This is a genomic window from uncultured Desulfovibrio sp. (genome assembly GCF_944324505.1).
Classification (GTDB): domain Bacteria; phylum Desulfobacterota; class Desulfovibrionia; order Desulfovibrionales; family Desulfovibrionaceae; genus Desulfovibrio.
In genome coordinates this window covers 83,251-95,235 of the sequence record NZ_CALUWO010000003.1, presented here as the reverse complement: position 1 = coordinate 95,235, position 11,985 = coordinate 83,251, and the positions used below count along the sequence as shown (strand labels likewise).

The window sequence follows — 11,985 nt, the reverse complement described above, 5'->3', positions numbered from 1 at the left end:
ACCGCGTTTGCCCGGATGGCGCAGCCTGCGGCGGCCCATCCCCCAAAAAGATACAAGCAGCGCCATCTGCCTCCCGCGCTGGGCGGCAGATGCGCCTGTCAGGCAAAAATAATCTGCGCGAAGGAATTCGCGTCCAAAGATGCGCCTCCTACCAGAAGACCATCCACATTGTCAAGTGCCAGCAGCCCGGCGGCATTGGCCGGCTTGACGCTGCCGCCGTAGAGCAGCGGCGTTTCGTCCGCCACAGGCCCCACGCAGGAACGCAGAATCTGCCGCACCAGGGCATGCGCTTCGCCGGCCTCTTCGGGACCGGCCACCTTGCCCGTCCCGATGGCCCAGACAGGCTCATAGGCCACGGCAAAGCGCCCGGCCAGCCGTTCCGAAGCCACATTGGCCACACCGGCGGCCAGTTGCCGTTCCAGCACCGCGGCCAGCTGACCGGCCTCACGCTCTGCCAGCGTTTCTCCCACACAGAGCATGACGGACAGCCCCTGCTCCAGGGCAAAGGCCGTCTTGCGCCCCACCAGCTCGTCGCTTTCGCCCAGCACGTGCCGGCGTTCGGAATGTCCGGTCAGCACCCAGGTGGCCCCGGCATCCGCCAGCATGCGCGGCGAGATTTCCCCGGTAAAGGCCCCCTCTTCCGCCGGATACACATCCTGAGCGCCCGTGGCCGTGCCGGCCATGCCGGCAAATACGTCCGCCACCTCGGCAATGGCGGTAAACGGCGGATACACGATGACCAGCCGCCCGGCAGCGTCTTCCTGTCTGGCGGCAAGAAGCGACACCAGTGCCGCAGCCGTTTCCCGGGCTTCCGCCCTGGTTTTGAACATCTTCCAATTGGCGGCAATGATTTTCTGCATAGCGTTCACCCGCTCGATCAGCGAAGTTTCACCGGCGCCGCAGTCTCGGCCCATACCGGCGCGACGCCCCCTGCATTGCTCCCCTTATGCTTCGTCAGACGGAGCGGGGCGCGTATAGATCAGGGCGTCCTCGTCAGGATCATGATAATAGGCACGCCGCCGCCCTGCCAGCCGGAAACCGGCGCCTTCATACAGGCCAATGGCAGGCGCATTGCTTTCGCGTACCTCCAGCAAACTCTTTCTGATACCCATTTTATGCGCCGCTTGCAAGGCCATTTGCAGCAGATGGCGCCCAAGGCCTTGCCGACGCCGCTCCGGGCTGACAGCCAGATTGAGTATTTCCAGTTCATCCAGGCTGTGATACAAGGAAACATAGGCCACCAGCTCCCGCCCGTTCCACAGGCCAAAGGCCGCAAAGGCGCTCTGACCAAAGGCGGTGCGGCACTGCTCTTCTGTCCAGGGCAGCGAAAAGCAGCGGGCTTCCAGCTCCTGCATGGCCACGGCATCCTCTTTTTCCAATGCCCGAAACTCCAGCGTGCGGGACCTGCTCTGCATCATGATTCCCCGTTCCCTCTCCTCAGGAAGCCGCCTTCTGCTGGATGTGGTGGACCGCCACAACCGGCCTGTCTGCTGCATGCCGCAATCTGCCGTACTGAAGCAGCACCTTGTCCATCGCGCTGTGGCGCTCTTTGTCTGCTCGTCCGACCAGGCCCTGCTGGTACGCGGCAGCCAGGGCTGGGACCTTTTTGCCCGTGGCGTGGTGCCTGCCGGCACGGCCATGCTGGACACGGCGGAGCGCCTGGCCCGGCAGCATGGGCTGGGCCGCCTGCCCCTGCGGGAAATCCGCATCCTGCCCCCGGCTCCGGCGGCTGAGCATCCGGCCTTTACCTGTCTGTATGCGGTCAGGATCAGCACCGCCCGCCTGCGTGCCCTGGCCGTTGATCCCGACAGGCAGCTGCTGCTGGATGCCGATGAACTTTCCGGCATCGCCCGGCACAATGGCGCCCTGCTTTCTCCCCTGCTGCGCCATGCGCTCCAGATGGGCTGTCTCCTGCCACAGGTCAGCTGCCCCGCAGCAGCCGCGGAAGACCTGCCTGCGCCGGAACCAGACGAGCCGCACCATGGCTGAAAATCTTATCCTGTGTGCCCGCACGGGAAACGGCAGCTCCCTGCCATCCATCCGGCCCCATACGACGTCACCTGTACGGACAGCCCCATGCCTTCCGCCGGCAGGCTCCCCCGGCAGAAGCGCTGCCCCGTCCCCAGGGCGCCTTCCCGGCTTCTGCCCCGGCCGGGGCACACGGCACACGTCCGCATCAGGGATGACGCTGTCTGCCGGCAGCCGGGGGCCGCATGCGCTCAGTGCCGGATAGCCTGCCGCAGCACAGCCACCATGGCGTCATGCACGTGACCATTGGTGGCCAGGATTTCGTCCCCAAAGGCAAAGGGGCCGCCGTCACTGCGCGTCACCCTGCCGCCGGCCTCCTGCACCAGCAGCATGCCGGCCGCCACATCCCACGGCCTGAGACCCATTTCGTAATAGGCATCCAGATGCCCGGAAGCCACATAGGCCAGATCCACCGAGGCCGCCCCCAGGCGGCGCAAATTCTGCGTTGCCGGCAGCACGGCACGCAGCTTGTCCAGCACGTCCGGCAGGTCCTGCCGGATGGTATAGGGAATTCCCGTGGCCACCAGGGTATCCTCCAGTGTCTGGGCATCGCTCACCCGCAGGGGCGCACCATTGCAGAAGGCCCCTTCTCCGGCCACGGCCCAGTAGCATTCCTCCAGCATGGGCACATTGACCACGCCCAGCACGGGCGCGCCCTTCTGCCAGAGCGCCACCGATGTCCCCACATGCGGCAGACGGTGCACAAAGTTGGTGGTGCCGTCCACAGGATCAATGATCCAGCACAGTTCTCCGGGCTGCTGCCCGGGCCGTGCGCTTTCCTCGGCCATGAACAGGGCCTGCGGCAGCAGCTGTTCCAGCTCCTGCACAAGAAAGGCCTCCACCGCCAGGTCCGTTTCGGTCACCAGATCAATGCGCCCCTTGTGGCGCGCATGACTCGGCATCCGCCAGTGTTCCCTGATGATGCGCCCGCTGCGGCGCACAATATCCACAAGAGGTTCTGCAAGCAGCGACAAAGAAGGAAGAGCAGGCATGGCAAAAGCCTAGTTGATGAAGACGGGCGCGTAGAGGTCCCTGTCCAGCATGGCGCGGGCCGTGCCGCGCAAAACGGTTGTGAGGGGAGCCTTGTCCACAAAGACCTTGAGCTTGGTTTCGTGGGCAATGCGCTGCCCCAGCCCCTTGAGCAGCGAACCGCCACCGGCCATGAGCAGACCGTTGGTATAGATATCGGCCGCCAGTTCCGGCGGGGTGCGTTCCAGAGTGCTCATCACGGCGCCCACAATGGTCTGCACGCAGTCGCTGAGGGCCTCGCGCACATGGCCTTCCGTAATGGTCACGGTGCGCGGCGCACCGCCCACCAGGTCCTTGCCCGACACTTCCAGGCGCGGCGCCCCCGGCTGCGGAACGGCGCTGCCCAGCACCTTTTTGACATTTTCTGCCGTCACCTCGCCCACTTCCAGGCGAAAGACATCGCGCAGATAGCGCTGCACGGCCAGATTCATGGCATCGCCGGCCACCCGCACGGACTGGGAAACCGCAATGGCGGACAGGGTGATGACCGCCACCTCGCTGGTGCCGCCGCCGATATCCAGCACCATATTGCCCAGGGGTTCGCGCACGGGCATGTCCGCCCCCAGGGCCGCGCCCATGGGTTCTTCCACCAGCGAAACATCGTGCGCCCCGGCAAGATGGGCCGCATCAATGACCGCCCGCTTTTCCACCTGGGTAATGCCCGACGGAATGCAGATGACCATGGACGGCCGGATGAGGCGCAGCCCCGTGATGACCTTGCGCACAAAATGGGCAATCATGGCCTGCGTCACGTCAAAATCGGCAATGACGCCGTCCTTCATGGGGCGTACCGCCCGGATACGCCGGGGCGTGCGCCCCAGGCAGGCCCGCGCCTCGGCGCCCACGGCCAGAACCGTATTTTTCTGTGTATCCAGCGCCACCACGGACGGCTCGTTGATGACGATACCCTGCCGGCGGGTATACAGCAGGGTATTGGCCGTTCCGAGGTCCATGGCAATATCCTCGGCAAAATAGCGGCGAAGCAGACGTGGCAGCATTATTCGTCATCCGGGGTGCCTGAGGCGGAGGAAGCGTCAGGGTCATAAACATGCGGCCCGTCCGTATGCACCCGGGCACGGGGCAGCATATTGCGCAGACGGGTCTTGAGATAGAGATTTTCCAGAAAGAGCGCCAGATGGTCCACGGCCTGACGCACAAAGCTGCGCAGCGCCTCGTCCATGGGCCGGGCGGCCGTATGAGCAAGACAGAGCACACAGCGCGTGCTTTTGTTGATGACCACCGGCATGCAGACCACGGCCTGGAAATCGGGCATGTCCGGCAGCTTGCCGAACAGCAGGGTGGACGGAGCGCCGGTGGCGCTTTCGGCAAAAACGGGCTGCCCGTTGCTGAACACCCAGCCGGCAATACCGCTGCCCATGCCGAGCTGCAGGGGCTGCCCGCCATCCAGCAGCAGGCGGGCCGATTCACATTCCACGCAGTAGCTTTCGCCGGGCTGCACCACCGAGGCAAAAGCGCAGTAGTCAAAGCCCGTGGCCTCGACCATGGTGCGCAGAAAGTTCTGGATGAAATCCGGCCAGCGCTTATGACTGAAGCGCAGGTCCTGTATGACGCCCAGCTGGGCAAAATAGCGCGGAATGTCAGCAGGATAGACGCTCTGCCCCGTGCAGGCATTCTGCTGGCGGGTCACCAGCTCGGCAAACATCTGGAGGATTTTGTAGTCCTTGTCCGTAAAGGAATACTGGCGCTTGCTGTCCACGCACAGCGCCCCGCCCGTGGGCACAGGGCAGCCCATGAAGGCCTTGACCCCGAATTCCTCTCCCTTGCGGTAGTAGCCCAGGGTGCTCTGGTGCTGGTCAAAATTGGGCACGACCAGCGGCTGGCGATTGCGAATGATCCAGCCTACCAGCCCCTTGCCGGGCTGGATGACGCTTTCTTCCGCAATGCCGTCCCCCAGGCTGAACGAGGCCGCCAGGCGGTGATTTTCGCTGCCTTCTTCCCCGTCAGGAAGAAAAAGAACAGCGGAATAGGCGTCAAACACGCTACAGAGAATGCCCAGAACATGCTTTTCAAGGGTATTGTTCATCACGAAGTGCAGATGAAAGGGTTAAGGGAGGGGCCGCCTGCCTCCAAGCGAACCGCCTTACCGTAGCAAAGCTGCGGCCCTCCCGCAAGCATCCGTGCCGGGCAGCGGTCCTTCCGTTGCCGGCGGGGGCTGGAAATCATCGACGAAATAGCCTATACATACTTTCAGAATCTGGTCCAGAGGGATGCTGCATGATCAAATGGCAAGAGGTTTTCAGCAAAAACGGTCTGCCCTGGCAGGGGGCCGAGACTCTTGCCGAACCCATTTCGTGCAGCACGCTTCCCCAGCTCAAGGCCTTTCTGGATGCCGTGCACATCCGCTTCTGCCTGGTCAAGCCCTATCAGGAAACCAAGAACTACCCCCTGGTGGAAGCCCGCGAGCTGCTGCCCTCCTTTGACAACGACATGTTCGAGCACAAGGACCTGCCCGGCTTTGCCCTGGTGGCCTTTGCGCGCCAGCTGCACTACTTTGCCGAGATTTTCCAGTACGACAAGCTGCACTCCGTCACCATGGAAGAGGAAGGCCTGCCCTGCTGCCCGCTGGAAAACCAGGTATACCGCCAGAATCTGGAAACCCTGGCCTCGCGCCTGCCCCGCATGCACCAGGATGTCTTCCGCCAGCAGTTCCGCTCCACCGACACCTCCGTTCTGGATGCCTATCCGGCGCTGGTTCCCTACCTCAACAGCATGGACCGGGCGCAGGTTCTGGCCCTGAACAGCGGACGCCAGTTTCATCTGGCCGGTATCTTTGCCTCCTTTCCCTCCGATATCGACAGCGAACTCAAGCGCTTCGGCATACGCATCGGCAAGTTCGTCTATGGCGACAACGAGCTGTACGAACGCAACCGCATGTTCGTCTACCAGTATCTCATGGAGCTGTACGGCTTTCCCATCGTTTCCGAACGGCGCACCTCGTCCGCCCTGTTCGCACGCAAGCTGCACAAGATGGGCGAACGCTTTCTGCTGCGTGTGCTGGGCCAGACCGACCGGACCATCACCACCTATACGGCGGATGGCGAAAACCGCCGCTATCCCCTGCTGGAAAAGATTGCCCTTGTGGCTGTTGACGAGGACCAGGAAGAAGCCATACAGCGCATCAGCCAGGACGGCTATTTCCTGGACCCGGCCCGGCGCGTCATCATCATCCGTATCACCTACCGGCAGCACAGCTTTGACCAGAGCAACGTCCGCCAGGACCGCGCCCTGTCCGTGGCCTTTCAGGAGGTGCTGCACCCCCTCACGGGAAAGGCCCTGACCGGTCTCAACATCATCAAGGATACCACCAATATGTTCCTGCGCCTCAACGATATTGTGCGCGGCGAATATACGGGGCGCATTGTCTACAAACGTACCGAGGTGGTGGAAAATACCGATACGGACGAAAAGAAACTCAAGTTTCTCTATGCCTGGCTGAGCAAGCACCAGCGCCGCATGATCAGCTACAGCGACGAATTTTTCTCCAATGTGAGCAGGGTGCTTTCCGGTTATCTCTATTCCCCTGACAATGACGACGTTTTTGAAACCATGCGGGAATTGCACCGCGAGGTCTGCTCCCGCTTCAGCTACATTCAGCAGGCGCGGCGCGTGCGCATTCTGGAAGACCTGCGCATGCGCATGTTCAAGGGAGCACGCATCACCTATCGCCAGATGATGCGCGAGGCGCTGACACAGCTTACGGACCTCAAATTTGAAATCGCCACCTTCTTCCCCGATCTGGTGGACGACATCATGGACTGCGTGGAAGGTATTCTGTCCGACCGCTACATGCTGCGAAGCTATATCGATCCTCCCGAAGAACGCCTGACCAAGGGCGGTCTTGAAATCCGGCGCAACTATGGCAAACTGGTGCACCTGCTGGACAGCTTCAAGGCTGTCCGCAAGATTCGTGCACCGCGAGAAGAGGCGCATCCATGAGCGAACACCGATTCTATCTTCCCCCACAGCACTGGCCGCAGGCCCCGCAGGACGAGGCGCTGCTGGAAGGGCAGGAAGCCCTGCACCTGGCCCAGTCCCTCCGCCTTGGCCCTGGCCAGCGCGTTACCCTGCTGGACGGCAAAGGGCGCAGCGGGGAATTTGAAATTGTGGAAAGCCGCAAGAAAAAAGTGCGCCTGCGCGCCCTGGACGAGCGGCATGAACCGGCCCCGGCCTCGCGGGCCGTCATTGCCCTGGCCTTCAGCAAGGCCGCCAGACGCGGCTTTTTTCTGGAAAAGGCCGTGGAACTGGGCGCCTGGGGCATCTGGCTCTGGCAGGGGGACCACAGCCAGGGCCGCCTGCCCGCCGATATCCGCGATTCCTGGCAGGCCCAGCTGGTGGCCGGTGCCAAGCAGTGCGGCAATCCCTGGCTGCCAGAAATTCGCACCCTGGCCGGTGGCATTGACGAGGTGATCCGCCAGGCGGAAGCGGACGGGGTGGACCGGCGCATTCTGCCCTGGGAGCTTCAGGACGGTTCCCGCATGCTGACGCCGGAACTGACCGGACAGCCGGGCACAAGCCTGTATGTCATCGGCCCTGAAGGGGGCTTTTCCCCGCGGGAACTGGAAGCCCTCCGGGGCGCCGGCTTTCTTGCCGTCAGCCTGGGGCAGCGCATCCTGCGCTGCGAAACCGCGGCAACGCTTTGCCTGGGGATACACTGGTGGGCTTCCCAACTGCCGAACAATCGTCGCTCCTGACCGACAAGGACGCCTCGTCGCGGCCTTTGCCCGAACGCCTGCGCCCGGACAGTCTGGACCTTTTTCTGGGGCAGCCGCACCTGGCCGCCAAGATACGCTCGTTCATGCAGGCGCCTCGTCTGCCGAGCCTGCTGTTCTTCGGCCCGCCGGGATGCGGCAAGTCCACGCTGGCCCTGCTGCTGGCCCGGGCCAGCGGCAGACGCTTTGTGCGCATCAGCGCGCCGGAGGCCGGCCTCCAGCATCTGCGCCGTTCCCTGGCCGGTGTGGATGTGCTGGTGCTGGACGAGCTGCACCGCTTTTCCAAAGCCCAGCAGGACTTTTTTCTGCCGCTGCTGGAATCGGGCGAACTGACCCTGCTGGCCACCACCACGGAAAATCCCTCCTTCAGCGTCACCCGGCAGCTGCTGTCGCGCCTGCATGTGCTGCGCCTGCGTCCTCTGGGGCGCAGCGAACTGACGGAGCTGGCCCGGCGCGGGGCGGAACGCCTGGGCATCACCCTGGAGGAGGACGCACGGGAGCTGCTGGCCGGTGCGGCCAACGGCGATGCGCGCACCCTGCTCAACCTGGTGGAATACGCCGCCACCCTGCCAGAGGAAAACCGCCGGGGAGAGGCACTCAAGGCCGCCCTGCCGGAGCTGCTGGCCCGCCACGACAAGGACGGGGACAATCACTACGAGCTGGCCTCGGCGCTCATCAAGTCCATTCGCGGCAGCGATGCGGACGCCGCCCTCTTCTACCTGGCCTGCCTGCTGGAAGGCGGCGAGGACCCGCGCTTCATCTGCCGCCGTCTCATCCTGTCCGCCTCGGAAGACGTGGGCCTGGCCGATCCGCAGGCGCTGCCCATGGCCGTGGCCTGCCAGCAGGCCGTGGAATTCGTGGGCATGCCCGAAGGCTTCATTCCCCTGGCCGAAACCGTGGTCTACCTGTCGCTGGCCCGCAAGAGCAACAGTACCTATGCGGCCTATCTCAATGCCCTGCGGGAAGTGCGCCATAACGGTGTGCCCCCCGTTCCCCTGCACCTGCGCAATGCCACCACGCAGTTGCAGAAAGACTGGGGCTATGGCAAGGATTACCGCTACCCCCACAACTACCCCGACGGCTACGTGGAGCAGGACTATCTGCCCGAGGACGTTCGCGGGCGGCGCTTCTACCAGCCGAAGGACTGCGGCGACGAGAGCCGCCTCAGCCAGTGGTGGCGCAAGATTCACAAAATCTACAAGGACAATGCCTGATCATGCCAACCGCCTTTGACAACAGTTTCTTCTCGCGCAAATTTCTCGTGGGTGACAGCTACCACAGTGCCGCTGTCAGCCCTACAGCCCGGTCCGGTCTGCTGTGCTCCATACAGTTTTACGGTCGTCTCTTTCTGGGGCCGGTACGCTGGCTCTGTGCCAAGGCCGCCAAGGGGGAATGCACGGACGCCGCCTGGGTCTATGCCAGCACACGGGTAGCGGACCTCATGGAGCAGGCCGGCTGCCCCCTCTTCATCGACGGCATGGATGCCATCGAAGCCGTGGAAGGCCCCTGCGTCTTTGTGGCCAACCACATGAGCACCCTGGAAACCTTTCTGCTGCCCGGCATCATCCGGCCCAGGCGTCAGGTCACCTTTGTGGTCAAGAAAAGCCTGACCACCATGCCCTTCTTCGGGGCGGTCATGCGCTCCCGCCGCCCCATCACCGTCACACGCACCAATCCCCGCGAAGACCTGGCGGATGTGCTCAACGGCGGCAACAGTCTGCTCCAGGAAGGCATATCCCTCATTGTCTTCCCCCAGAGCACGCGCTCGCGCATCTTTGACGAGCATCACTTCAATTCCATCGGCATCAAGCTGGCCCGCAAGGCTGGGGTGCCCGTGGTGCCCATTGCCCTCAAGACCGATGCCTGGGGCAAGGGAAAATACGTGAAGGAACTGGGCCCCATCCGTCCCGGCATGCCCGTGCGCTTCCAGTTTGGCCAGCCGATGCCCATTACCGGCAACGGCAAGGAAGAGCATGCCGCCATCTGCCATTTCATCCGCAGTCATCTGCAACGCTGGGAACAGGAGGATGGCGTCAACGGCGAAGCCTGATTCCGCCCGGAGACTCCCCTGCCGGACGGCCGTTCCCTGCCGGGCAGGCAGCTTGCCTTCACGCCGAAAGCCTGCTATTCCCTGCCACTGCCGCTCATGGCGGATATCGCGGCCAGGCGCGGGTACAGCCCCTCCAGGGGGCGGCGTCATGCCCCTTCGCGCCACACATCCCTGTAACACCCCGGAGGTATGCTCATGAAGCTCGTCTACACCGGCAAGACCAAGAATGTCTTTGCACTGGAAAACGGCAACTATCTGCTGCAATTCAAGGATGACTGCACCGGCAAGGACGGTGTCTTTGATCCGGGCGAAAACAGCGTGGGGCTGACCATTGCGGGCGTGGGCGATGTGAACCTGCGCATGTCCATCTATTTCTTTGAAAAGATCAATGCCGCCGGTATCCGCACCCACTATGTCAAGGCCAACCTTGCAGATACCACCATGGAAGTGCTGCCGGCCAAAACCTTCGGCAAGGGGCTGGAAGTCATCTGCCGGCACAAGGCCGTGGGCAGCTTCCTGCGCCGTTACCGCGACTATGTCAGTGAAGGGGACGACCTGCCCGCCTATGTGGAAACCACCTTCAAGAACGATGCCCTGGGCGATCCGCTGGTAACCAAGGACGGCCTGGTGGTGCTGGGCGTCATGACCGCGGAACAGTACGATACCATCAAGGACATGACCCAGAAAATCACCCAGATCGTGGCCGACGATCTCAAGGAAAAGGGCCTGGTGCTCTACGACATCAAGTTTGAATACGGCTACGACGCGGACGGGAACATCATGCTCATTGATGAAATCGCCTCGGGCAATATGCGCGTCTACAAGGATGGCACGTATATCGACCCCATGACCCTGTCCAAACTCTTCTTTGCCTGATGCGTCGTTCCGCACGGCGGAACAGACATACAGCTCTCGTCGTATAACGCGCAGGCGCCCCGGCGGATACACCGCCGGGGCGCCTGCTGTCTCGTGTGCCGCCGAGGCCACACAAAAAAAAGCACATCACGGGCCGTCCGTCGCAGGACAGACGCGGGCATCCTCCCCATGCTGCCCGCTGGTGCAGACAAGGAACGCATAGCCGCTGCTTGTGTACAGCATGCTTGCCGGGTGCGCCACGCCCTTGAAAAAAACGCGCACAGGAGAAGCGTTGGGGAGCTTCCCTCTCCCCTGAACACACCGTACGGCGGACGTCACTCCCCCTAGCCTATGGAAGATTCTCCTGAAAAGACGTAGCAGTCGCCGCGGTAGATGGCTCTGGTCAGCTCCACAGGGGTATCGTTCTGATCGTACATATAGCTGGTCACTTCCATGCAGGGCATGTTTTCGTCAATGTGCAGATGGCGCTGCACATCCTCGTCCGGCCGAACGGCCCGCAGAAAGATGGGCATGCGCGTGGGCTTGATACCGCAACTTTTTTCGAGCAAGGGGTAGTACACTTCCGTAAAGTCCACATGCTCCTTGTAGGCCGCCAGAAAGGGACTGGCCACATAGATATATTCGGCCACAAAGGACGTATCGTCCACACTGCCCACACGCAGAACCCGGAAGATGGGATCGTTTTCCCGTACATTGAGCTTGACGGCATGCAGGGGAGAGGCCAGCACCTCGCCAGATTCATGCACTTCCCACACCACGCCCTCGTCATCCACCGTTTCGTCCTGGACCGTGCTGAAATTCTGGAGGGAGCGCACAAAAACCGGCGGCGCACTGGAAATGAGAAAGGTGCCCTTGCCCTGCTGGCGTTTCACCATCTGGCCTCGCTCCAGCTTGGCAAAGGCGGCCCGCACCGTGGAACGATTGACCTTGAAAAGTTCCATCAGTTCCAGTTCCGTGGGCAGCTTCTGGCCGATGGCGATATTACCCTGCCTGATCTCGCTCAGCAGCCAGTCATAAATGTGAATATACTTGGGAAGATACTTTCTGTAATTCGCCTGACTCATAAACGCTCGCTGACTGTAGGTTGCGAAGGCCCTCTGCCCATGGCCCGTGCCATGCGGAACAGGCAGGACGGCAGGCCGGCACGCGCGCTGCGCAGGATGCCTCTTTTGTTCTAGCCCGACGCGGGCCTTTCGTCCAGTCTCCGCCCGGCCCGCGAGGGGGCGCTTGCAGAGCACTGTCGGCAGCACCGCTAATCCGCTGGGAAATCTT

12 protein-coding genes are annotated in these 11,985 nt (G+C 62.6%); 6 read left to right on the top strand and 6 right to left on the bottom strand.

The window, feature by feature from the left end; all coding sequences use genetic code 11:
* Positions 1-98: 98 nt before the first annotated feature.
* Both tpiA and rimI read right to left on the bottom strand, forming a co-directional pair.
* Positions 99-860 carry a triose-phosphate isomerase gene (gene tpiA / locus Q0J57_RS04745; RefSeq protein WP_297217601.1) on the bottom strand — a complete coding sequence of 254 codons (762 nt, stop codon included), beginning with the start codon at positions 858-860 and terminating at the stop codon, positions 99-101.
* 84 nt (positions 861-944) lie between these two features.
* Complete coding sequence (rimI, locus tag Q0J57_RS04740) at positions 945-1,418, bottom strand: ribosomal protein S18-alanine N-acetyltransferase (protein ID WP_363315458.1); 474 nt, start codon at positions 1,416-1,418, stop codon at positions 945-947.
* Between rimI and Q0J57_RS04735 the strand changes: the two genes are divergently transcribed.
* Positions 1,417-1,989 (top strand): NUDIX hydrolase, encoded by a 573-nt coding sequence (locus tag Q0J57_RS04735; protein WP_297217600.1) that lies wholly within the window; start codon positions 1,417-1,419, stop codon positions 1,987-1,989. The genes rimI and Q0J57_RS04735 overlap by 2 nt on opposite strands.
* A gap of 230 nt (positions 1,990-2,219) precedes the next feature.
* Here Q0J57_RS04735 and Q0J57_RS04730 read toward each other — a convergent pair whose 3' ends face one another.
* The 3 genes from Q0J57_RS04730 to Q0J57_RS04720 are packed head-to-tail and all read right to left on the bottom strand — an operon-like array spanning position 2,220 to position 5,101.
* Complete coding sequence (locus tag Q0J57_RS04730; protein WP_297217598.1) at positions 2,220-3,020, bottom strand: inositol monophosphatase family protein; 801 nt, start codon at positions 3,018-3,020, stop codon at positions 2,220-2,222.
* A 9-nt stretch (positions 3,021-3,029) separates the two neighbouring features.
* Positions 3,030-4,055: a rod shape-determining protein gene (locus Q0J57_RS04725; RefSeq protein ID WP_297217596.1), complete on the bottom strand. Its 1,026-nt coding sequence runs from the start codon at positions 4,053-4,055 to the stop codon at positions 3,030-3,032.
* Positions 4,055-5,101, bottom strand: a complete 1,047-nt coding sequence (locus Q0J57_RS04720) for a GAF domain-containing protein (RefSeq protein ID WP_297217594.1) — start codon at positions 5,099-5,101, stop codon at positions 4,055-4,057. Before Q0J57_RS04720 ends, Q0J57_RS04725 begins: the two co-directional genes overlap by 1 nt.
* 191 nt (positions 5,102-5,292) lie before the next feature.
* Between Q0J57_RS04720 and Q0J57_RS04715 the strand changes: the two genes are divergently transcribed.
* The 5 genes from Q0J57_RS04715 (at position 5,293) to Q0J57_RS04695 (ending at position 10,713) form a co-directional block, all read left to right on the top strand.
* Complete coding sequence (locus Q0J57_RS04715) at positions 5,293-7,014, top strand: hypothetical protein (RefSeq protein ID WP_297217593.1); 1,722 nt, start codon at positions 5,293-5,295, stop codon at positions 7,012-7,014.
* Positions 7,011-7,769: a 16S rRNA (uracil(1498)-N(3))-methyltransferase gene (locus Q0J57_RS04710; protein ID WP_297217590.1), complete on the top strand. Its 759-nt coding sequence runs from the start codon at positions 7,011-7,013 to the stop codon at positions 7,767-7,769. Before Q0J57_RS04715 ends, Q0J57_RS04710 begins: the two co-directional genes overlap by 4 nt.
* Positions 7,733-9,001, top strand: a complete 1,269-nt coding sequence (locus tag Q0J57_RS04705) for a replication-associated recombination protein A (protein ID WP_297217589.1) — start codon at positions 7,733-7,735, stop codon at positions 8,999-9,001. Before Q0J57_RS04710 ends, Q0J57_RS04705 begins: the two co-directional genes overlap by 37 nt.
* Before the next feature lie 2 nt (positions 9,002-9,003).
* The gene (locus Q0J57_RS04700; protein ID WP_297217587.1) at positions 9,004-9,837 is read left to right on the top strand and encodes a lysophospholipid acyltransferase family protein; all 834 of its coding nucleotides are present in this window, start codon (positions 9,004-9,006) and stop codon (positions 9,835-9,837) included.
* A gap of 195 nt (positions 9,838-10,032) precedes the next feature.
* Positions 10,033-10,713, top strand: coding sequence for a phosphoribosylaminoimidazolesuccinocarboxamide synthase (locus tag Q0J57_RS04695; RefSeq protein ID WP_297217585.1), 681 nt, complete (start codon positions 10,033-10,035; stop codon positions 10,711-10,713).
* 323 nt (positions 10,714-11,036) lie between these two features.
* Here Q0J57_RS04695 and Q0J57_RS04690 read toward each other — a convergent pair whose 3' ends face one another.
* Complete coding sequence (locus tag Q0J57_RS04690; protein WP_297217583.1) at positions 11,037-11,777, bottom strand: GntR family transcriptional regulator; 741 nt, start codon at positions 11,775-11,777, stop codon at positions 11,037-11,039.
* Positions 11,778-11,985 lie beyond the last annotated feature (208 nt).